Source organism: Bacteroidia bacterium (genome assembly GCA_016218155.1).
GTDB lineage: Bacteria > Bacteroidota > Bacteroidia > Bacteroidales > GWA2-32-17 > GWA2-32-17.
This window is the reverse complement of the sequence record JACREQ010000050.1, coordinates 1-23,682: the sequence shown is the minus strand read 5'-3', so window position 1 is coordinate 23,682 and position 23,682 is coordinate 1. Positions and strand designations below refer to the sequence as shown.

Annotated in this window: 21 protein-coding genes and 1 tRNA gene; 3 read left to right on the top strand and 19 right to left on the bottom strand. The window is 29.8% G+C overall.

Annotated features, from left to right (window positions below):
- Window positions 1-21: 21 nt before the first annotated feature.
- Window positions 22-2,175, bottom strand: coding sequence for a cation:proton antiporter (locus tag HY951_09905; protein ID MBI5540359.1), 2,154 nt, complete (start codon window positions 2,173-2,175; stop codon window positions 22-24).
- Window positions 2,176-2,353: 178 nt separating this feature from the next.
- Here HY951_09905 and HY951_09900 point away from each other — a divergent pair, with 178 nt between their 5' ends.
- Window positions 2,354-2,965, top strand: coding sequence for a riboflavin synthase (locus tag HY951_09900; protein ID MBI5540358.1), 612 nt, complete (start codon window positions 2,354-2,356; stop codon window positions 2,963-2,965).
- A gap of 69 nt (window positions 2,966-3,034) precedes the next feature.
- Here the strand turns inward: HY951_09900 and HY951_09895 are convergent, their stop codons facing one another.
- From HY951_09895 to HY951_09825, 15 genes are all read right to left on the bottom strand, one after another.
- A complete protein-coding gene (locus tag HY951_09895) occupies window positions 3,035-3,805 on the bottom strand; it encodes an energy transducer TonB (protein MBI5540357.1) in 771 nt (256 codons plus the stop codon).
- 218 nt (window positions 3,806-4,023) lie between these two features.
- A complete protein-coding gene (locus HY951_09890; GenBank protein ID MBI5540356.1) occupies window positions 4,024-4,803 on the bottom strand; it encodes an energy transducer TonB in 780 nt (259 codons plus the stop codon).
- A gap of 184 nt (window positions 4,804-4,987) precedes the next feature.
- Window positions 4,988-5,755, bottom strand: coding sequence for an energy transducer TonB (locus HY951_09885; GenBank protein MBI5540355.1), 768 nt, complete (start codon window positions 5,753-5,755; stop codon window positions 4,988-4,990).
- 11 nt (window positions 5,756-5,766) lie between these two features.
- A complete protein-coding gene (locus HY951_09880) occupies window positions 5,767-6,402 on the bottom strand; it encodes a biopolymer transporter ExbD (protein MBI5540354.1) in 636 nt (211 codons plus the stop codon).
- 14 nt (window positions 6,403-6,416) lie between these two features.
- Window positions 6,417-7,016 (bottom strand): biopolymer transporter ExbD, encoded by a 600-nt coding sequence (locus tag HY951_09875; protein MBI5540353.1) that lies wholly within the window; start codon window positions 7,014-7,016, stop codon window positions 6,417-6,419.
- Window positions 7,017-7,088: 72 nt separating this feature from the next.
- On the bottom strand, window positions 7,089-7,901 hold the full coding sequence (locus HY951_09870; GenBank protein MBI5540352.1) for a MotA/TolQ/ExbB proton channel family protein: 813 nt from the start codon (window positions 7,899-7,901) through the stop codon (window positions 7,089-7,091).
- Between the two features lie 434 nt (window positions 7,902-8,335).
- Window positions 8,336-10,057: a tetratricopeptide repeat protein gene (locus tag HY951_09865; protein MBI5540351.1), complete on the bottom strand. Its 1,722-nt coding sequence runs from the start codon at window positions 10,055-10,057 to the stop codon at window positions 8,336-8,338.
- An 11-nt stretch (window positions 10,058-10,068) separates the two neighbouring features.
- Complete coding sequence (locus HY951_09860) at window positions 10,069-11,004, bottom strand: substrate-binding domain-containing protein (protein MBI5540350.1); 936 nt, start codon at window positions 11,002-11,004, stop codon at window positions 10,069-10,071.
- On the bottom strand, window positions 10,997-11,224 hold the full coding sequence (locus tag HY951_09855; protein ID MBI5540349.1) for a hypothetical protein: 228 nt from the start codon (window positions 11,222-11,224) through the stop codon (window positions 10,997-10,999). The genes HY951_09860 and HY951_09855 overlap by 8 nt, the downstream gene beginning before the upstream one ends.
- Window positions 11,225-11,243: 19 nt before the next feature.
- A tRNA-Ser gene (locus HY951_09850) sits at window positions 11,244-11,334 on the bottom strand.
- A 117-nt stretch (window positions 11,335-11,451) separates the two neighbouring features.
- Window positions 11,452-12,489, bottom strand: coding sequence for an asparaginase (locus tag HY951_09845; protein MBI5540348.1), 1,038 nt, complete (start codon window positions 12,487-12,489; stop codon window positions 11,452-11,454).
- Between the two features lie 4 nt (window positions 12,490-12,493).
- Window positions 12,494-13,261, bottom strand: coding sequence for a TatD family hydrolase (locus HY951_09840; protein MBI5540347.1), 768 nt, complete (start codon window positions 13,259-13,261; stop codon window positions 12,494-12,496).
- 19 nt (window positions 13,262-13,280) lie between these two features.
- Complete coding sequence (gene dprA / locus HY951_09835) at window positions 13,281-14,417, bottom strand: DNA-protecting protein DprA (GenBank protein MBI5540346.1); 1,137 nt, start codon at window positions 14,415-14,417, stop codon at window positions 13,281-13,283.
- Window positions 14,417-14,902, bottom strand: a complete 486-nt coding sequence (locus HY951_09830; protein ID MBI5540345.1) for a hypothetical protein — start codon at window positions 14,900-14,902, stop codon at window positions 14,417-14,419. Before HY951_09830 ends, dprA begins: the two co-directional genes overlap by 1 nt.
- Window positions 14,889-16,061 (bottom strand): proline dehydrogenase family protein, encoded by a 1,173-nt coding sequence (locus tag HY951_09825; GenBank protein ID MBI5540344.1) that lies wholly within the window; start codon window positions 16,059-16,061, stop codon window positions 14,889-14,891. The genes HY951_09830 and HY951_09825 overlap by 14 nt, the downstream gene beginning before the upstream one ends.
- 273 nt (window positions 16,062-16,334) lie before the next feature.
- Between HY951_09825 and HY951_09820 the strand changes: the two genes are divergently transcribed.
- Window positions 16,335-17,144 carry a hypothetical protein gene (locus HY951_09820; protein MBI5540343.1) on the top strand — a complete coding sequence of 270 codons (810 nt, stop codon included), beginning with the start codon at window positions 16,335-16,337 and terminating at the stop codon, window positions 17,142-17,144.
- 46 nt (window positions 17,145-17,190) lie between these two features.
- Here the strand turns inward: HY951_09820 and HY951_09815 are convergent, their stop codons facing one another.
- Entirely contained in the window at window positions 17,191-18,096 is a 906-nt protein-coding gene (locus tag HY951_09815) for a hypothetical protein (protein MBI5540342.1), read from the bottom strand.
- A gap of 5 nt (window positions 18,097-18,101) precedes the next feature.
- Window positions 18,102-21,164, bottom strand: a complete 3,063-nt coding sequence (locus HY951_09810; GenBank protein MBI5540341.1) for an ATP-binding cassette domain-containing protein — start codon at window positions 21,162-21,164, stop codon at window positions 18,102-18,104.
- A gap of 208 nt (window positions 21,165-21,372) precedes the next feature.
- Here HY951_09810 and HY951_09805 point away from each other — a divergent pair, with 208 nt between their 5' ends.
- Entirely contained in the window at window positions 21,373-21,717 is a 345-nt protein-coding gene (locus HY951_09805; GenBank protein ID MBI5540340.1) for a hypothetical protein, read from the top strand.
- Window positions 21,718-21,889: 172 nt separating this feature from the next.
- Here the strand turns inward: HY951_09805 and HY951_09800 are convergent, their stop codons facing one another.
- Window positions 21,890-23,671 carry an arginine--tRNA ligase gene (locus tag HY951_09800; GenBank protein MBI5540339.1) on the bottom strand — a complete coding sequence of 594 codons (1,782 nt, stop codon included), beginning with the start codon at window positions 23,669-23,671 and terminating at the stop codon, window positions 21,890-21,892.
- Window positions 23,672-23,682 lie beyond the last annotated feature (11 nt).

Here is a 23,682-nt window from a genome sequence, read left to right as displayed (position 1 = left end):
ACCGGAGTTTTTTTGTTTAAGCTATTTGTTTTTCTTTTGTATAAATACTTTTAATTCTTTACCAACCTTTTTTAGAGTTGTTAGGCTCTTTGTTATAGTCTCTGAATTTACATCGTTATACTCTGTATATTTGTTATCACTGTCATTTCTTTGTGGGTAAACTAAGAATTTCGAGTTGTTTGGAAAAAACTTTTCTAATTTGTTAGCAAGATTTTCCATGTAATCATGATGCGATACAGAGCCTTTTCTGGCTGATATAAAAACAATGATATCATCATCATTGATATGTCGGGAAAGTATCAGAAAATCTTCCCAATCATTAAAATTATTGTATAAAATATTTCCTGATTTAGAATTAGCAATTGATAATTGTATTGCCTCTTCTGTTTTTTTATTAGAAAAACAAGTAATAGTAAGTGTTAATTCATTTGCTAACTTAATTGTTTTTTGTAACCATGTTTCAAATCCGTTTTCCAGTTCCGAAAAAGGAGGTGCTATTAAAACTATTCTTTTTCCGGTTATAAGTAGCTTGTCGATATTACATAGGAAAATATTTTTATCTGATTCGTTTAATATAGAGTCTGTTCTTTCTCCCATTAATTTATCTACTAAGCTTGATTTCTTTGGCCACCCCAGAATAATAATATCTGCCATTATTTCTTTTGATGTCCTTACAATTCCACTTGCAACATTATGGTCAATTGTTGCAACAACGTTTACATGAGTTTCATTTGCTGAAGCATGTTTTGCTAAAGAATCAAGATTTTGCTTTGCTTTTTGTAAATTTAATTCAGCTTCTTTATCGTTCGGAACGATTGATAATATTGTGATTGGATTATTCGACTTTTTATTTTTAAGTAACGAAGCAAAGTCAAGCAAATTTTCCATATTACTGAAATTTGCTAAAGGTAAAAGTATATGTTCGTAGTTTTTTTGTTTTAAAGAAATGGTTTTATCGTCATCAGTAGTTGAGTTAAGAATTATTTTTCTTGCAACTCTTTCTGTAACAAATGATGCCACAATACAACTTACCAGAATAATTATAATTGCGCTGTTTAATACTTCTTCGTTAATAATATGGGAATTATAACCAACTAAAGCTACAGCAAGAATTGCAGCTGCATGAGAACTACTCAATCCAAAAATTAATTGTCGTTGATTGCTTGAATATCTGAATATTAATTGTGTAATAGCAGCTGCAAGCCATTTTGAAGTTAATGCAGCAATAGTAAAAATAGTTGCAATAATTATAGCTGTTGTTCCATTTAAGAATACCCTGAGATCAACTACCATTCCTACACTAATTAGGAAAAATGGAATAAAAATGGAATTTCCTATAAATTCAATTCTATTCATTAATGTAGATGAATGTGGAATTAACCTGTTAAGTGCTAATCCGGCAGCAAATGCTCCAATAATTGGTTCTAATCCTGATAATTTTGCAAGAAAGGCAGCAAAAAAAACTACAGATAAAACAAAAATGTAATGTGAAGTTTTTTCACTTTCAAGTTTCATGAAAAACCACTTGGCAATTCTTGGAATCACAAAAAACATAATTATAAGAAAAACCAGAAGAGATATTCCCATTCTTATCCAGAAATCACTATTTAGTTCTCCCTGAGCTGAACTTAAATTTATTGCAAGTATTATAAGAACAGCAGTATCTGTTAAAATAGTTCCGCCAACAGTTATGGCAACAGCTTCATTTTTAGCCAATCCGTATTTGCTGATAATAGGATATGCAACCATAGTATGTGTAGAAAACAATGTTGCTATTAGTAAACATGTATTCCATTCATAATTAAATAAATGTTTAGATATAAGAAAGCCAAATACAAATGGAACTGTAAAAGATAAGAATCCGAAAATGATGCTTTTATGTTTGTTTTTTCTGAACTCGTTCATGTCAAGTTCCAATCCTGCAATAAACATAATATAAAGCAGACCTATAGTGGAAAAAAGATCAACAGCAGAGTTTTTTTCAAGTAAATTTATTCCATGAGGACCTAAGGCTAATCCAGAGATAATCAGTCCGATAATACTGGGAATTCTTAGTTTTCTTAAAACAATTGGTGAAAACAATATAATCATCAGAATAACTGAAAACACTAATACAGGATCGTGTAAAGGTCTGTGGAATTCTTTTAAGAGATTTTCAAAATATGATGTGTCCATTTAAAAAGCTCTTGATTTGTAAATTAAAATTATATGCTTTAATTTTTTTTACAAAAATATACTATTGTAGGCTTCTATTATAATTTATTTATATGTTTTTAATTAATATCAACTTTTTAAAAGCTAAAATCAAGTTTGATTCTTATGTTTTTTACTAATTTTACCAAAAAAAATATATATGTTTTCAGGAATAGTAGAAGAAGCAGCTCAAGTGGTTGCATTAGAAAAAGATGGTGGTAACCTTCATATTACCATGCAATGTTCGTTTACTAAAGATTTGAAAATCGATCAGAGTATTGCGCATAGCGGAGTATGTCTGACAGTTGTTAAAACAACTGATTCAACATATACTGTTACTGCAATTCAGGAAACACTTGATAAAACTAATTTAGGATTACTTCAGGTTGGTAGTAAAGTTAACCTCGAAAGAAGTATGACAGTTGATAAATTATTAGATGGTCATTTAGTTCAGGGGCATGTTGATCAGACGGCTGTTTGTACTGAGGTTAAGGAGGCTGATGGAAGCTGGTATTTCACTTTTAAATATGATCAAACAAAAGGTAATATTACTGTTGAAAAAGGTTCAATTTCTGTGAACGGTGTTAGCTTAACAGTAGTAAATTCAAGAGAAGATAAATTTTCTGTTGCAATAATTCCTTTTACATACGATATAACTAATTTTCATCAGATAAAAGAAGGAACTGTTGTGAATCTTGAGTTTGATATTATTGGAAAATATATTCAGAAAATTATGATGGCTCAGTTGGAAAACTGGAAGAAACAGGTTTAATTTATTTAATAAATTTTAATATTAATAAAAAACCCCTTGAGATCTCAAGGGGTTTTTTATTAAACTTTTTTAGTACAGCATAAATTTAATAGGTATCTGAAAGGAAACTTTAACTGTTTCTCCACGTTGTTTGCCAGGTGTCCATGATGGCATTTCAGAAACAACCCTTAATGCTTCTTTGTCAAGATAAGGATCTACATTATTAAGTAGTTCAACATCTGTAACCTTTCCTTCTTTATCAATAATAAATTTCACGAAAACTTTTCCGGTTACTCCACTTTCTTTAGGAACATCAGGATATTTTGTATTGTTAGCAATCCATTCCATCATCGCTTTTTCTCCACCTGGGAAAGAAGGCTTTTCTTCAATAACATAAAAATTAACTACATCATCTCCTTTAATAACATCATTTGTTTCTGGTACATCAGTTGGAATGTCATCCGGAACAGTCTTTTTTATTAGGTCGTCATTTGATAACATAACAATATCTTTATCAACAGAATCAACAATTTCGGGAGCAGTATATCTTACTTTTTGTTCTTCCTGCACAGGGTCAGGTGGAGGAGGTGGTGGTGGAGGAGGCACATCAATAGGATTATCAATTTTTAATAAGTTTGCAGTTACAGTCTCGTCAACAATGCTGTTGCCAATACTGTCATTCAATGCCATAATTAATGGCGTAATGGTAGTTAATAACAATAGGAAGAATGCAAATCCCATTGATTTAACTACATTTTTATTATACTTTTTTCTGAGTTCGTATGCTCCGTACTCTTTGTTTCTGTGAGCGAAAACAATTTCATCCATGTTTTCTTCTCTGGTCTTCTTCTTTTTTGACATAACATTAATGTTTAAGGTTTGTAATTGCTGAAATATTAATGTAGTTATGTCCTCAAATTGTACAGGTTTTGGTTAGTTTCTATTAAGAACGTAACTACTCTACTTCTTATTGTTTTTAATTTTGAATTTATGATGCATTAATTTTTTTTTTCCATAATACAAATTAAAATAATGTGCAAAAAAAAATCCCCTTGGTTTTTTCAAGGGGATTTTTTTAATTATTTATTGCAAAGCGTGAATTTTATTGGTACTCTATAAGAAACATTAACTGCTCTTCCATTATTTCTTCCGGGTTTCCAGTCGGGCATTGACGAAATTACTCTTAATGCTTCTTTATCTAAGTATTCATCAACACTATTTAAAAGTTCAACATTAACTACTTTTCCTTCTTTATTTATTATAAAATTTACACAAACTTTACCAGATACTCCAATCTCTTTTGCAGATTCAGGAAATTTGGTGTTGTCAGCAATCCACTTTAGTAATGCTTCCTCGCCACCAGGGAACTCTGGTTTTTCTTCTATCCATGAATATTCAAATGATTTTTCATCATCAATAGCTGCATTTTTCTTCTCAACATATGGTTCTTCAGTAATTTCAGGATTTTCAGTATTCTCAATTAAATTATCAGTTGAGCCCATTTCAACTGTATCCTTTGAATTTTCTACAATTATCGGTGTAGTAAATTTAACTGCTTCAATGTCTACTTTAGCTACAGGTGGTGGAGCTTCGGGTGGTGTTACAGTTTCTGTTTCTGTAACTTCTGTAAAGCCATATTCTGTTATGTCAGGAATAAAAATGTTACTATTATAGCCGGTAAATGCCATAATTAATGGTGTTATAGTAATAACCAATAAAAGAAAAAATGAAAAGCTTAGTGCTTTAATTACATTCTTTTTATACCTTTTTCTAAGTTCATATGCACCATACTCTTTGTTTCTTTGGGCAAAAACAATTTCATCCAGGTTTTCTTCTCTGTTTTTTTTATTTGTTGACATAACATTAATGTTTAAGGTTTATTAATACAGAACATTTAATGTATTTATGCCATCATAAATAATAATTTGAGTTGGTTTTAAATTAAAACGTAAATCTATACTTCATATTGTTTGCAAACTAAAATATTACAAAATAAAAAACCCCCTGATTATTAATCAGAGGGTTTAAAATAGATTATTAATTCTAATTAAGTTTGAAGTTAATCGGTATCTGGAATGATACTTTAACTGTTTTTCCACGTTGTTTTCCAGGTGTCCATGATGGCATAGCTGAGATAACACGTAAAGCTTCTTTATCCAGATAAGGATCTACGCCTCTTAGTAATTGAACATTTGAGACTTTACCGTCTTTATCAATTACAAATTGAATAAAAACTTTTCCTGTTACACCATTTTCTTTAGCAATTTCAGGATATTTTACATTTTCTGCAATCCATTTATTCATTGCCTCTATACCGCCTGGGTATTCAGGTTTCTCTTCAATTACATAAAAGTTAATTACTTCTTCTTCCTGAATAGCCTGATTAGTTTCTACTACTTCTTCAGTTACTTCTTCATTAACAGCAGTATTAACCTGTTCATCAGTTGTTGCTATTTCAACTTTTTCGTCAACTGAATCTACTACTACAGGAGCAGTATATTTTACCTGTTGTTCCAAAGCAGGAGGAGGAGGAGGAGGTGGAGGAGGTGGCAATTCTTCTTCCTGATTTTTAACATCTAAAAGATTAGCCTGAATAGTTTCATCAACTATTTTATTGTTTCCACTGTTTTTAAGAGCCATAATGAATGGTGTTCCGGCAGTGATAATTAAAACTACAAAAGCAATGAACAAAGCTCTGGTAACAGTTTTATTGTACTTTTTTCTTAGTTCATATGCTCCGTATTCTTTATTACGATGCGCGAATACGATCTCATCCAATTTTTCTACTTTAACACTTGTTATTGTTGACATAGTTTTAGTAGTTATTTAGGTGCAAGTTCGAGCATTTTAAGTTCTAAAGCATTTAAATCAACAACAGCATAACGAGCAATATTTGTAATAGCCATTTCATCGATAATATCTACGAAATTTTTATATTTAATATTATCTGCTGCTTTAATTAATACGATAGGACCTACATGGTCATCATTTTTTAATTTCTTCAATTCTGAACTAACAGAATCCTTAGGAAGTACAAGCTCTCCTTTTTTAATCTTTTCTTTTAATTCAATGATTTTGTCAAAAAGAGGTTTGTTGCGTTTTAGTAAAAATTTACGAATTCCATCCTTACTATAATCTGTTTTAATTAATGCAGGAAGTGAGTCAGGTTTTGCTAAACCTTCATAATAGTAAACTATATCATTTTCTGCAAGAATAATTGTAACAGCTCTCTTTTTATCTACAGGAGGTGATTTAGTTTTAGTTGTATCAACATCTTTTTCAGGTAAAACTATTTCCATAACCTTTGGTTTACTGAAAGCAGTTGTTAACATGAAAAATGTAATAAGGAGACACATCAAATCCACCATAGGAGTCATATCTATGGCTGTCGAATGTTTTTTAGGTTTTCTTTTACCGCCTCCGCCTTTACCGGCATTATTTTCTATTATTTGTGCCATACCATTTCCTTTTTTTAGTTTTCAACTTTAACTTCAACTTTTTCAAGGTTGGTAGTAAGATTAAACTTATTTACTTTCTTGTCTTGCAAAATATCCAGAACCTTTTTTACCACTTTATAATCGGTTTCCATGTCGGCTTTAATACCAACCTGAATATTCTGATCAACTTGTCTAGTAATTAGTATCCACCATGCTAACTGGTTATCAACAGAGTCGGTTGGGATGCCATCTTTTTTTGCTTCAACCAATTGTTTCTGAAATTTATCTCTTTCAGTAGGATCTTTTTTGTCAATCCATTGGTTTAGAAGCTGAACAGGCATACCAAACGCACCAAGCTTAGCAAATGTTTCATACTGCTTGGGTGTGAAAGTTAATTTGTATTGCTCGGCCATTTTTTCAAGCACTTTTTCACGAAACTTCGTTGTTGTATCTGGTCCATTATCAAGATTGAAATAAACTTTACCTAGTTTATCAATAGATATGCTTAATATTTCCTTATCAGGTGCCTGTTTTTCGGAAATAGAAGCAGGTGTATCAATAACTGCAGGTTCTTGAGGACGAAACGTTGAAGTAAGCATGAAAAATGTAAGAAGCAGAGCAAACAAGTCTACCATCGGCGTCATGTCGATGTGCGGACTACTCTTATGTATCTTAATTTTAGACATTTTTAGCTATAATTTGCTAAATTATTTTACTTTAGAAGCAAATGTTTGTGTTAAGCTAAATCCTGCTTCATCAATTTTGAATGTCATTGCATCAATCTTTGTAGAGAAGAAGTTATAAAGAATGATAGCTAAAGTTGAACCACCAATACCAAAAGCTGTATTAATAAGAGCTTCAGAAATACCGGTTGCTAAAGCAAGAGCATCTGGAGCACCAGCTTGAGCAAGAGCAGCAAAAGCTTTAATCATACCTAATACAGTACCAATAAGACCGATAAGAACGGCGATAGAAGCAATGGTTGATAGAATTACTAGATTCTTTGAAAGCATAGGAAGTTCTAATGCTGTAGCTTCTTCAATTTCTTTCTGAAGCGCAAGAATCTTTTGATCTTTGTTTAAATTGGTTTCGTTTTCTAATGAACGATATCTGTGTAAACCAGCTTTCATTACATTACCTAATGATCCTTTTTGTTTATCACAAGCTGCTGAAGCTTCTTCAATTTTATCTTCTGCAAGAAGACCTTGTAATTGTTTAACAAAAACATTTAAACGTTTTTTTCCACGAGCACGACGAATAGATAAAAATCTTTCGATAGTGAAAGTAATAAGAATAATAATTAAAGCCATTAAAATAGGAACAATTACACCCCCTTTGTAGATAATAGCTAAATAGTTACCAGGCATAGGTTCGCCATCTGGGTTTCCTCCCTGAAAATTAACAGGGTTTCCCATTACAAATTTAAAAACTAAATAAGCAATTATTAAAGCAATAATTATTGCGCCGCCAGCAAATACCGATTGCAGAGCATCTTTCAGAGATTGACCACTTTTACTCATTACTGTTTGATTTAAAGGTTATTTTTAATTAATGATTGAAATAATATTGTTGAAATTAAACAATTTTAAATTATGAAAAGAGAATAAAAATCGCCTAAAAATTAATTCCAATGCGCTTTTTATCGTCGCAAATATAATATATGATTTTATAAAAATCAAATTTGCCATCCTTTTTTTAAATCAGTAAAATATTAATGATTTGCAACTTATTAGAGTTTTAACAGATGTACTTTTTTTCATTTAAAATATGTTTAATAATTATCTAAAATTAAAATCAAAAAATACAGAGATTTTTTACTGATAAATTCTGTTGTGATAAAAACTTCTTTTATTAAATTTTATTGTTTTATATCGTACTATAGTTGTACTAATAAAAATAAAAAACCCTTATGCTGATAATAACATAAGGGTTTTAATTGTTATGAATAGCTATTTTATAAATTCTTAAGTTTTGGCAGTTCCAACACTTTTTTAGCTTTTGCATTTTTTGGATCGATGGCTAAAATTCTATTGTAATACATTTTAGAAACTGCATAGTTTTGAGTTGTAATATAATTATACCATCCCATATACTCATATGAATCCATTAATTCTTTAGTATATTTTACAGAGTCTGCCTGAGCTTTTTCCAATACTTTTTCATAAAATGGTTTTGCTAAACCTTTAAATTCGGGATCTAATGCAGCTTTAATCTGAGCGCGTCTTTGAAGTCCTTGCATAGAAGATGGTTGGTCGGCTATAAAACTTCCACATAATGTGTCTGCTTTAGTTAAATATTCAATTGCTTTAACTTTTAAACTATCTGTTTTTGGATATTCTGGTTTGGAACTTATATTAACAAATAAACCATAATATATTTTTGACAGGTAATAGTAGTCTAGTGAAGTTGCTTTACCCGAATTTATTTTTTTATTAAACAAATCAATAGCTTCATTATTTCTTTTTTGCTTTGTTAAGATGTTTGCTGTCTCTGTTAGTAGATCATAGTTAGAAGTATCTTTAGAAATTGCTTTTTTAAAGCTTTCGATTGCAAGTGAATCACTTCCTAATTTGCTCTGGATACGTCCGTAATATGCAAAATCGCTGCTTATTATGCGTTCTGGTTTGGTTTTGTAAAAGAAAACATCCATTGATTTCTTAGCCTCATTATATTTTGTAGTTTCAAAATATGAATATCCAGCAAGCCTATTAAGAATAGTTGATGATGTGTCTGTCGCAAATACTTCGTTAATCTGAACAAGTACATTGTTATAATCTTTGCAAAGGAAAAGTGCATAAATATATTTAATTCTTGCAGCAATATTTTTGTTAGATAATTCTAAGAATTTTGAGAAATTCTCTTTAGCTTTTTCGTTATTGCCTGATTTTATATATAATTCGCCCATTTCGCGATATACCGGAGCAAATTTTGGGTCTATTACTTGAGCCTCTTCAAAATAAGGTATGGCTGCTTTTAGGTTTCTGCCACGAACGTAAATGTTTCCAATTTTTATTTTTGCTAATGGAGAATTTGGTAATAAATCCTGAGCTTTTTTATAGTTTAATATTGCATTAGTTGCATCTCCATCCTCTAAGTAAATATCACCTGTAATGATATATATTGCAGGATCTTGAATTGAATATGACTGGGCTGATTGCAAGTAAGCATATGCCTCTTTCATTTGTGATGGAGTAACCTGGGCATATGCTTCAGCAATTTTAGCATAGGTTAATGCTTGTTTTTCTTTTGATATTTCGCTGTTTTTATTAGTTTTACTTGGAAGTAATGAAATGGCTTTATCAAAACTTGCTTTTGCATTTGCTGCATTTTTTTTAAGTAATTCTACTTTTCCCAAACCTGTGTAATTAAGAGGATTGAGTGGATCTGATTCTGTACCTTTTTTGTAGTAAAAATAAGCAGAATCGGCTACTTCATCTAATGAATATGAAAGCGAATCAACAATAAATGAATAAAGATAACATTGCCCAAAATAAAAATAGGCATCACCATTTCTTGGTTCTTTAGAAATTACACTTTTGTATGCTTTTTTTGCAGCATCAAATTGTTCGCTTTGCATTAAGCGAATAGCATCAGTTAAAGTTTGTGACTGACTTTTAAAACTACTAAAACTTAGTAAACTAACTAATGCGACTAAAATTAAAATTCTTTTTGTCATATTACAAAAAATTATTCATTTGATAATTGTATTAACCTAATAGGCATATTAGAAGGAACAAGTCCTGATTTTAAAATAATTCTCTGACCAACTTCACCCGCAACAAATTGTTTAAAACCTGAGCCAAGTCCTGTAAATGTTTCACGACTAATAATATATACATCTCGTCTGAATGGGTAAGATACATTTGCGATATAAGCCTGATATGGTCTAAAATAATAACCAGTAGTGCCATCATCTGTTTCAGCACTAATTGCAAGTACTTTAATTCTATTTAAAAAGTTTATAGTTAAAGAATCGTGTCTGTCACTTATGTAATTTACGCTTAATAATCCAATTGCGTTTTTATTTTTTTCTACATAATTAATAACTTCTTCATTAGAATTAACTGCAAAACAGGTTGAAGGAAATCCTTGTTTTAATTCAAATTTTTCATTGATATATCTGACATTGCCTGATTTTTCGTTATCAAATACCATAGCAATATCGCCTAATTCTGATTTAGGATTTAAATCTTTCCAGGTTTTAATTTCTCCTGTAAATATTTTTTTAATATTACTATATATAATTGTTGTATCAGTATTATCATTATTAATAATAAACGCTAATGCGTCGTAAGCAATAACAGTAGTTTTTGGTACTATATTATTGCCAACCAATCCATCTTCTTCACTTTTTGTAAGTTTTCTTGTGGTTACAATTAATCTAACAGAGTCATTGAAAAACAGATTGAATAAATCATTTTCAGGTAAATATGTTGGATTAATTTTTGCGAATTTGTATAAACTTTCAAATGTATATATCTCAGTATCAAAAAGAAGTTTGAAAGATTCGTCGCAGGCGATTTTTATATTTCCTCGAGTTGGAGTTTCGTCATAAGTCTGACTTGGTTGTTGGTTACAAGAAAATAATAAAATAACCAATGCTAGGTAACATAATTTACTCATTTTCTTCATCTTGATTGCGGTTTTTTAGTTTTGGGTATACTCTTACAAAGCGAAATATTCCATAAAGGACAAAGAAAATGCCAAATATTACTTTAAACTCTTTTGGAGTATTTGGTAATACTGATGCAAAAATAAGTATTAGTCCGGCTCCAATGTAAAATAAAATCATTATAAGCCCGAAATAAAACATTATATTAGAAAATGAAAAATGATTTGGCATTTTGTCATTTATTAATTTCTGGCGGAGAGGAAGGGATTCGAACCCCCGATACCCTTTTGAGGTATACACACTTTCCAGGCGTGCTCCTTCGACCACTCGGACACCTCTCCAATTATTTTAAGATTAAAAAAAAGAACTTTTTTTAAGAGCGTGAAAGTACTAAATAAAACTTAACCTATAAAACTTTATTTTTAATTTTTTGTTGTGTTTAAGAGCTAAATAGTGCATTATGATTCACTCATTTCTCCACGAATTGAATGTTGTAATTGATTTCTGATTTCGTTATATGTTAATTGTTTTTCTAAAATAAACATGAGTTTTGTTGATGCTGCCTCTGTTGTTAAATCGGCACCGTTTACAACTCCCATCCTTAATAATTCTCGACTGGTTTCGTATTTTCCCATATTTATACCACCAGAGTCACATTGTGTAATGTTTAAAATTATTATTTCATTTTCAATAGCTTGTTTTAAAAGAGAAAGAAACCATTTTGTGGTAGGAGCATTCCCTGATCCATACGTTTCTAACACTATGCCTTTTAAATTTGGAATAGAAAGAATTGACGAGAATGCTTCTTTACTTAATCCGGGGAATAATTTTATGATAATTACATTTTCGTTTAATTTGTTATAAATTCTGAACTTTCCAGCTGATGTTGGGTAATGAATTGCACTTAAATTATATTCAATTTCAATTCCGGCAATTGCAAGTGGGGGATAATTGTCTGAAATAAATGCACTGAAATTTTTTGTGCTGTGTTTTGTAGTTCTGTTACCTCTGAAAAGTTTATTTTCAAAATAAATACATACTTCGGGAACAATTGCAGTTCCGTTTAGTTTTGCTGCTGCAATCTCAATAGATGTAATAAGATTTTCTTTTCCATCAGTTCTAAGAGTTCCTATAGGTAATTGAGATCCAGTAAATATGATTGGTTTTTCAAGATTTTCTAGCATGAAACTTAATGCAGATGCCGAATATGACATAGTATCGGTACCATGTAAAACCACAAAACCATCATAGTTATTATAATTCTCTTTTATAACGGTTGCCATTTTTACCCATGAACTGATATTTATATTTGATGAGTCAATTAATGGTTTTAGAGAAATTGTATCAATCTGGTAACCGAATTTTTTAATTTCTGGCACTTTGTTTTCGATTCCTGAAAAATCAAACGGTTGCAAAGAGTCTGTCTCATGATCTCTTATCATTCCAATAGTCCCACCAGTGTAAATAATAAGTATTGAAGGTTTATTTTCTTTCATAAAATCAACTTAATTTGAATAATTGCTTTGCATTTTTTGTTGTTATCTCTGCAACTTCGTTTAATGTTATATTTTTAAGCTCTGCAATTTTTTCTGCTATATTTTTAATATACAAACTTTCATTTCTTTTTCCACGAAAAGGAGCAGGTGTTAAATATGGTGAATCTGTTTCGAGTATAATGTTACTTAATGAAACATTTTTTGCCACTTCAGCCATATCTGAATTTTTGTATGTTACTACTCCTCCAATTCCAAGATAAAACCCAAAATCGATGGCTTTTTGTGCTTCAATTATATTTCCGGGAAAGCAATGAAAAACCCCTGTAAGTCCGGTATTTTTATATTCGCGTATAATGTTAAAAAGTTCATTTAAAGATTTACGTGAATGAAGAACAATTGGAAGTGAATATTCCAAAGCTAATTCAATTTGTACTCTTAAAGCAATTTCCTGCTCTTTAATATATGTTTTGTCCCAATAGTAATCTAATCCAGTTTCACCGATTCCGTGATATTTGTTATTTTTTAATTCGTTTTTTACAAAATCCAGTTCATCAAGATAATTTTCTTTTACAGAAGTAGGGTGGAGTCCAGTCATTGGTAAACAATTTTCTGGAAAGTTTCTTACACAATCTAATAATGAATTTTGTGTACTTTTATCAATTGCAGGTAATAGTAAAGATTTTATGCCATCATTAACAGCTCTTTTAATAGCTTCCGATCTGTCAGTATCAAATTGTTCAGCATATATATGTGTATGGGTATCAATAAACATAAATAAAAAAATAAAATGTTTAATTTTTAGGTATGGTTACACACAATTGAAAAACTTTTCCTGGTAGGCATTTTACAATTCCTTTAAATTCCATTCCTAAAAGTGTAGCTGAGATTTTACTTACTGGCATTTTACAAAGTAATGACAATATGTCTATTGTTAAATCTCCTTGTTTTTCAATTTGTTGTGCAATTAAAAGTTCGTCGGGTTCAAAATCTATAAAGAGTGGTGATTGTATATTTTTACTTTTTAAATTTGTTTCCCAGCTTAAATAATTGGCAATATCAGAAGCTGATTCTGCAAGTGCAGCCCTGTTTGTTTTTATTAAATAATTTGTTCCGGATGACCATGGATCAATTGTTCTGCCTGGAACTGCAAAAACATCTCTATTATATGAGTTTGCAATATCCGCTGTAATAAGTGAACCCCCTTTTTTACCCGATTCTACAACAAGTGTAGCATCAGCAAGGCCTGCAATTATTCTATTTCTTTTTACAAAATTTTGTTTGTCGGGTGTTGTATTAGTAATAAATTCGGTAATTAATCCGCCTTCTTCTATCATTTGTTTAGCATATTTTCTATGTAAAGCCGGGTATATTTTATCTAAGCCATGTGCTAAAATTCCAGCTGTTGAAAGATTAAACTCCATGGCAGCTTTATGTGCAGCAATGTCAATACCAAAAGCAAGTCCGCTAATAATTTGAACATTAATATTTAAGTCTTTAAAGTCTGAAATTAATTTATTGCAAAAGTCTTTTCCATATTGTGTAGCTTTTCTTGTGCCAACAATACTTAAAACTTTTGGGTGATTTAAATCAATATTTCCTAATACAAAGATTGTTACAGGTGAATCTTCACAATGAACTAATCTTCTCGGATAATCCTCATCAAGAAAGAACACAGTTCTTACTCCGTATTTAATATTAAATGCTACTTCTTTTTCTGCTATCTTAAAAATTTCTTTCTTCTTAGAATTGTTAGCAATTGATGAAGCTATAATAGTTCCTATTCCTGGAATTTTAGCAAGATTTCTTTCTTTTTCTGTAAAAACCGCTTCAAGGCTACCACAATATCCAATAATACGTTTTGCAACTATATCACCAACAAGAGGAATAAGCTTTATTGCGATTTTAAAGAGATCTGATTGTTCGCTCATTACATTTTTACTTTTGCTAATGAATTTAAAGCGTTAATTAAATCCCTTTTTTGGTTATTTGTTAAGGCTGTTAATGGAATAGGTTTATACTTTGCAATTCCTTTTTTTGTAGTCTGATGAACTATTAGTTCTTCTCTTTGGTTAAAGAAAGTACGTTTAATTTCAATTTTGAATAAAGAATCAAAAGGTATTTCAATTGAAATGTATTTAGTGATAAATGAAGTTACTGGGTAATATCTTATAACTATTTTGTCACCTTCGTCGTCATAAATTATAAAATGATATTTAAGTTGAAGTCTGTATATAATATATATAATAAATAAAGAACTAAAAATAATTGCATATGCAAGATTGCTGATAGGTATAAAATATAATGTTAAATAATCGTAGAATACAGAAAAGGAAATCAGAGTTGCAGCAATAAAAATTGCTAAAACAAATTGTCCTCTTATTCTATCATATGCATCTTTGTTATCTAATTTCATTTTTTCTTCTGTTTAGTTCTTTATTAATTAAAGAAAGTTCTCTATTTGTTTGCCCTTTAATTGAAGTGTTTTCTTCTGCACGTCTTATTAAATATGGTAAAACTTTTTTAACCGGCCCGTATGGAATATATTTTACAATATTAAAGCCTTCTTTAGCTAAGTTGTAACTAATATTATCACTCATTCCATATAATTGAGAGAACCAAATTCTTTTATCGTTACACTTTATGTTGTTTTTAATTATCAATTCAGCTAAAAGTAAACAGCTTTTTTCGTTATGAGTTCCGCAAAAAGTTTCAATACTGTTAATATTACTAACTGTATATTCAATACCTGAGTCAAAATCGTTATCTGTTTCTTCTTTTGTATCATGAATTGGCGATGGATAATTATTGCTTTTAGCAAGTAATCTTTCTTCTTCCATATAAGCGCCTCTAACGAATTTAATACCTAGTTTGTAATTCTTGGATAAAGCAATCTTATGAGCATTTTTCAAATATTGTAATCTGTCTTTACGGTACATCTGCAAAGTATTAAAAACAAAAGCTTCTTCTTTATTGTACTTTTCCATCATGTCTGAAACAATAATATCAATGATGTTTTGAAATCTGAAGTATTCTGCGTCAATTAATAGTTTTACTTTATTATTATATGCTTCATTAGTAATGGAATTTATTCTTTGTACGAATTTCTCGAATTCAATTTTTTCGTTTTCGTTTAAAACTTCACCATTTGATTTTTTTTCAAGAATTTGGTTTGGAATTAAAGCAGATGGCTTAAAAACTGCAAAAGGTATATTTTTATTATTTGCAGCATTTTTAATGTTTCTAATAATTTCTAAAGTAACTTCATTAATTATTTCAATTGAACTTGTGCTTTCAGCAGAAAAATCTAATATTGAGTAAACATTATTAATTGAAAGCTTATTAACAGTATTGAAGCAATCTTCTAAAGTTTCTCCACCACAAAAGTGTTTAAAGATGGTTGGCTTTACAATCCATTTTATAGGAAAGTGAATATATAAAGCAATTTTAACTAGTGATTTAGATGAATTTACAATCCAATTTTTAGAAATCATTTTAAATAATAGACGCATTCTCTTAAGGTCTTTTACAGACTTATTTTCAAATGCAACTTTTGTATTTTCTAATGAAATCATATTATTGATTATTCGAATTTTCAAAATTACTAATGAAAAATGAAAAAAAATGAACTTTTTTTAACAGTAGAAAATAAATTTTAAATTACTTTAGTTTAATTATTTAATTGTTATATTTGTGCCATGTAAATGTAGAATTGTGAATTATTTGTTAATTATATGTTGAAAAAAAAATGTTTTTTTTTGTTTAATTAGAGAAATAGAATAATTTTACGTTTTTCAAAAGGTTTTAAACGCTAACATAGAAGTGCCTAATAATTAAAGGATTAAACTATGAAAAGACTATCTGGATACGCAGTAATTTTAATCGTATTAAGTAGCATTTTGGTATTTGACGGTTGTAAAAGAGGAGATGATGACCCGTTTTTCTCTATTCGCAGTCGCAAAGCAAGAGTTACAGGTGACTGGGCCATTGAAACAATGGAACGTAATGTTACCCAATTGTTAAATGACGGAACTACCGCCAAAATTAATTTTAAAGTCACGGATGATAAAATAGCTGAAATTGTAGATTCAGTTAATACTTCTCATGACACTTCAGTAACAACAAATGGTATTATTAAAGAAGATTTTTATCGTTTCGATAAAAATAGTAAAATGGAGTATTTGTTTCATTATGAAATGTCTAAATTATGGACAAAAATGGATGAAGCTACAAATATTACAACTTACAATAAAATGGTATATACATATGTTGAAAGAGCTGCCGGTTCATGGAATTTCTTAAGCAGTGTTGAAAAACATGGTGTAAATAAATATAAAGATAAAGAAAGACTATGTCTGATATTTGAATCTAATAACATTACTCAAACAACTGTATTAACATACTGGCAGGTAGATGAAAATGGAGTTACTCTTCCAGGAAATACATTTAATACTTTTGTAACAAGCAGTGAAAGAAAATATTCAAATGGCGAATTTGCACAGACTTGGGTATTAAGAGAATTAAGAAGTAAGAAAATTGTTATGGAACGTGATATTGATGATGTAGTTCAAACTGCAACTATTAGTAATGGCGTTTCTACCGGTGATTCATACTCAGAAAAAGGTTTTGAGACCGCTACTTTGAAACCTAGATTGTAATAACAATATTTAATAAAATAAAAAAAGAGGCTTAATGCCTCTTTTTTTATTTTATTAGTTTCCAGTTAGAATATCCGAATAATTGTTTTCCTCCAAATATATTTCGTTCAAACCATGTAATTAATCTATACTTTATTTTTTCGTGTTTATATAAATCATGGTCCTTTGTTAATTTATTGCCATAATTTAGTTTATCCTTCCAGAAAAACTCTTTTATTTTTTCATTCATTACTTTAGGATGTGTTCCTTTAAATAATGGAATTCTTCCTAAAGGACCATAATCAAAACCTTGATAAGTTATAACTTGTTCGTTATTTGTTTTTCCTCTGTGAATTGAATCATGTTCCTTCTTTTTGCTTTTCATTCTATCGGGCGGTCGTACCCAGCCATAATGATAAATATGTGCCTTAGAACTTGCAACTGTTAGCTTGGAGTTATCTTTTTTTCTGAACGATTGTGCATCCTTATATGAAACTATGTCAGGATTGTTTCTTACTATCCTCATTTCATTTTTATACCAACCATGAAAAGGTAAATAATGATTGTAGTCGCCCCAGAAATGATAATAATTAAAAAGTATTCCTTCCACTTTTTTATTGTTAAGATGTTTTTGGCAAACATTCTTTATTTCTTCTAGATCGTCTTCGTGAACTACTTCATCTGCCTGTATATAAAAACACCAATCGCCTTTACATTCTTTTAATGCAGCATTTGTTTCATCGCGAAAAACAGCAGAGTTTAAAAACCTTGATTCGTCCCAGACTCTATGAATAATCTTGATTTTTGGTGAGCCAATTGAAAGTATTTCTTCTTCGGTTTTATCACTTTCATCGCCTTTGCCAAGAGCAATAACAAATTCGTCAACAATTGGCAATATACTTAATATTGACTCTTTTACAGGAAAATAAAAACGTGTGGCATTTCTCACCATTGTGAAGCCACTAATAGTCATAGCCATTAGTCACGATCTTTTTTACGACCAAACTTAATTTTATCGCCAATATTTAATAGCTTTTTAAGCCAGTCGAAAACTAAAGCAAGATACATGAATATTGTTGTTAGCCATATAAATCCTGTATTAAACCATAATGTATCTATCTTTTTTCCAAATAAATTTTTGTATGGAGCGTAGAAATGGGCACGACCGTAATTTGATTCAGGATCTTTATAAATTGGTTTGGTCATCTGAATCAGTCTGTCATCTGTTTCGTAAATTGTTTGAAAACTATTTTTATTTGTTACCAGATCAGATAATCCGTTACTGAAATAATCCTCTTTTAATGTAATTAAATCATTTTTATTTGGATATTGTTTTGTAAGTTCTGTGTACTTTTTATCAGCTTCAATTGTTGATTCGTTATATTTTTTATTAAAATATTTCTTTTTCGATTCAAGATAATTTAAAGTATATTCAGCTACTTCACTATTAAAAGATTTTTTATTAAGCTGATCTAATTTCTTAAAAGTTTTTTTAGAAAAACTTTTGTCTAATAATTCAATTTCGTTTTTAAGAATAAGTAAGTTCTTATTAATATTAATTTCAGCTGTAGGTTGTTCTAAATATCTTTGGCATCCGTCAAGTTTATTTATTAACTCTGGAATAAGATAATTAAATCTGAATTCTGCATAGCTTTTCTTTTTTTCGATATCAAAAAAGTTTTTTTCCCATTTGTTATCTTTATATTGTGTTACAGCTAATGCCTCAAATGCCCATCTGGAAGTCATTAAATCACCAACAACAGGGACAAATTTATGTGATGCAAATGATTTATGCAGTTTGTCAAATTTTACAATAACACCACTCAAAAGAAGTTGTGGAACTAATATGAAAGGAATTAAAATGTAAATTGTTACAACAGAGTTTAATGCCGAGGAAATGTTTAATCCAAGCATATTAGCAAAACATGATGTACTGTATAAAATAATAAAGTAATTGAATGTTAATCCTTTTATACCCAAAATGTAATTACCAATAATTACAAATGTGAACATTTGAATTGCTGATAAAATAAACATTATCATTACTTTAGAGTTGATGTAGCTAAAGCGACTCAAACTTAAGAATCGTTCTCGTTGTAATATCTTTCTGTCACGAATTATTTCTTCAGCACTTACTGTCATTCCTAAGAATAATGAAACAACAATTGCCATGAATAAATAAGCGTAAAGGTTTTCATTTTCGCTGAATAAAAATTTCTCACCTGCAACATATTTTGTAAAATATCCAAGAATAAATGCAAGAAGAGGAGCCTCAAGGAAATTTAGTAAAATGTATTGTTTGTTAGTAAGCTTTGAGAGTACATCGCGAACTGTGAAAATTCTAAACTGATTTATTTTGTTAGGAATTTTGAAGTTGTTTTTTGGAATAGTCTTAGAATACTCTTTTTCTTTAAAATTAACATCAAGAGTATCCATGTAATGCTTATTCCATTCTTTTGCAGAAATCTTTCTGCTCTTTGTTAACTTTCCATATTCATCGACTACCTTCGATTCAATAATTTGTAATACCTGCTCTGGGTTAACATTTCCGCAAGTTGTGCATTCGCCTTCGTTTGCATTTACATGGTTGGTTGCTTTTTTGAAATAAACAATTGATTCGGTAGGGTTACCAAAGTAAATAGGGTGCCCACCTTTATCGAGAATTAATATTTTATCAAATAATTTAAAAATATCTGATGATGGCTGATGAATATTTATTATTGCAAGTTTTCCTTTTAGGGTAATTTCCTTAAGTAAATCCATTACCATTTCGGAGTCCATTGAAGAAAGCCCGGAAGTCGGTTCATCAACAAACATAACATCTGGCTCACGAATTAATTCAAGTGCAATATTTAGTCTTTTTCGCTGACCACCGCTGATGTATTTATTTAACGGACCGCCTACTTTTAAATTTCTTATTTCATAAAGATCCAGATCCTGTAAGACTTTTGTTACAGCATCATCAATCTGGGTTTCAGTGTATCCGCTAAAGCAAAGTTTTGAGTTATAGTAAAGATTTTGGTAAACAGTAAGCTCTTCAATAAGCAAGTCATCTTGTGGAACAAAGCCAACAACGCCTTTGATAGCTTCTTTTTCAGTGTAAATATTATAACCGTTTATTAAAACATCACCTTTTTGTGGTTGAATGTTACCATTTAAAATATTTAAAAGCGTTGACTTTCCAGCACCGCTTCCACCCATAACACCAATTAACTGACCTGTTTCTTCAGAGAAATTAAAACAATGTAAACCGTTATCCGAATTTTTAAATCTGAACTCAACATTTTTAGCAGTGAAAATAATTTTCTCAGATTTTGACTGGCTAAGAAATGCACCAACAATATCGCTGTAATAAATAGGACTGGTTTTTCTGCTTCTGATTGAAGAACCTTTTACAAGCACATAAACCCTCATAGGGTTAATAACCTGACTGTTTAAGTAGAATGTTTCTTCGCCAACATAACCAAAAGCATACATGTTTGTACTTTCGATATGTAAAATAACCAATTGTCCTACAAAGTGTTCAATAAAAATATGTTTAACTTCAGGATTAGAAAATTCCTTATTACCATCAATTAAAAGTAGATTTTCTTTATGTGGAATTTTATCAGGTGTGTCTAGAATTAATGATTTGCAATTATTGTATTCTAATTCGTTAATATTAAAAGTATCTGCAACTGTTTTTACAAACTCCAGTTCTTCCTCTTTAATGTCACTTCCATGATGTATAAATTCAAATAATTTAAGAAGAACAAGCATTTTTTGTTCCTGACGAAGTTCATCGTTAACCTGTGAGCAAATAGCCAAAACTTTAACGCTATTAGCCGACATACGTTTTTTGCCTTTTTTATTATGGTGTTGTGCAATATATTCGTCAAAAAGTTTTAAATATTCGTCTACAAGTTCTTGATTAAGTTGTTGTTTTAAATATGATGCAACAATAACTCTTCCAGGATTATTAATTTCACCGTTTTCACCAATTTCAACATCGGCTATTATTGCAAAAAGCCTCATTAATGCTTTTAAAATGGATTCGCTCATAGTTCAGTTTTTTTCAGAATTGAATAACAATTATACAAAGAAATAAAAAAATAACGATTAAGATTTACTATTTTTTATTAATGTATATTAACAAGTAAATATGTCTGAATATGAGATTATTAAAATATTTTATTGTTTGACTTGTAACTTTTAAATATTTGATGACGTCATACGATCAAATTTGTTAAAACATTAAAAATTAAGTAATATGAAAACAATAAAGATTCTAATCGTAACAAGTACATTTTTTTTACTCTTAATGAATGTACAATCATTTGCGGGTTCAAATCCAACAAATGAAGAAGGAAAAGTTAAAAGAGTAGTTTCAAGTGCTGTAGATTATCCAAAAGATTCAGAAGTGTGTTTTGAAGGAATTGCTACCGTTGCAGTTGATTTTAGGGTTAATGAAAACGGAAAAATTGTTGTTAACGAAATTAATGGTAGCCCTGATTTAGTTAGTTACGTAAAAGAAAAGCTTGAGAAAGTAGTAATCAAGAAAGTGTCTAAGTTAACCGAAAAGTCGTTTGTTTACAAGTTTATCTTCAGCAAGTAATCTTGTTCATTGGTTAGTTTAGCTACCCTCCATTGTAAAAGATGGGGGGTCTTTTTTTTAAATACTGACACTAATTGACACTAATTAAAAAGAAAAAACTTACATGGTCTATGAATCTTATTTTTTATACTTAAGGCACTTTAAGTACTTAAGGCATTTATAACTTTTCCTCTTACATTCTTTCAGGAACATTTATTCCTAAAAGTTTCATTGACTCTTTTATTCTTTCTGCTGTAACATTACTTAATAAAAGTCTTAATCCTTTAATTTCCGAATTTTCTTCTTTTAAAATAGTATGGTTATGATAAAACTGATTATATTCTTTAACAAGGTTGTAAGTATAATTTACAATTACTGCAGGGTTTTGTTCTTTTGCTGCTTCCGAAATAATATTATAATATTCTGCAATTTGTTTAATTATTGATTTCTCAGTTTCATTTATTTCAATATTTTCTGAAATACTATTTGGAATTGTAATACCTGTATCATTTGCTTTTCGTAATACTGATTTTATTCTTGCATGGGTATATTGTATAAACGGACCAGTGTTACCATCAAAATCAATAGATTCTTTTGGATTAAAAACCATATTCTTTTTAGGATCGACTTTTAAAATAAAATATTTTAAAGCTCCTAGTCCTACCATTTTTATTATTTCATTTTTCTCATTTTCAGGAATGCCATCAAGTTTTCCTAATTCATTGGAAATTGTTTTTGCAGTTGAATACATTTCTTCAATTAAGTCATCAGCATCAACTACAGTTCCCTCGCGTGATTTCATTTTACCTTCGGGTAATTCAACCATGCCATATGATAAATGCGAAATCTGATCAGACCAATCTTTTCCTAGTTTTTTTAATACAAGTTTTAAAACCTGAAAATGATAATTTTGCTCGTTACCAACAACATAAATCATTTCATCGGCATTAAACTCTTCCTTACGCATAATGGCTGTTCCAATATCCTGTGTCATATAAACTGAAGTTCCATCGCTTCTTAAAAGTACTTTTTCGTCAAGACCATCATTGGTTAAATCGGCACAAATAGTATTGTCTTCTTTTTTAATAAGTGCACCATTTGTTAAACCTTTTATTACCTCGTCTTTACCCAGTTCGTATGTTTGCGATTCGTAATATATTTTGTCAAATGTTATTCCTAATTCAACATATGTTTTCTCAAAACCATCATAAACCCATCCATTCATTTTATTCCAGAGTTCTAAAACTTCAGGATCATGAGCTTCCCATTTCTGAAGCATTTCACGAGCTTCGATAATAAATTGAGACTGATTCTCAGCTTCCTTTTGTGTTTTTCCTTGCGATATTAATTCTGCTACTTGTTTTTTATATTCCTTATCAAACAAAACATAAAAATCTCCAACAAGTTTATCTCCTTTTTTTCCTGCTTTTTCGGGTGTAATGTTATTACCCCATTTTTGCCATGCAAGCATTGACTTGCAAATGTGAATACCTCTGTCGTTTACCAAATTTACTTTTGTTACTTTGTTACCATTTGCTTTTAAAATTTCTGATAAACTATGTCCCAGTAAATTATTACGAATATGCCCTAAATGTAATGGTTTATTTGTGTTAGGAGAGGAGTATTCTATTAAAATATTTTTATTGTCAGATGAATCAGATTTATTATTGGAAATTATTCCATTTAGTTTACTAATCCAAAATGAATTTGAAAAACTAATATTTAAAAATCCTTTTATTACTTCGTAATTGCTTATTTCTTTTAAAGAATTTTTAAGAAAATCTCCTATTTCAGTTGCCGTTTGTTCAGGAGATTTTTTAGAAAGTTTTAAAAAAGGAAATACATTAACAGTATAATCACCGTTAAAATCCTTTTTTGTTTTCTGAATTTGTACTTGCTTTATTTCAATTTCCTGAGAATATAAATTCTTAATGGCTATACAAAACTCGGTACAAAGAAAATTTTCAATTGTCATTTTCTGTTTTT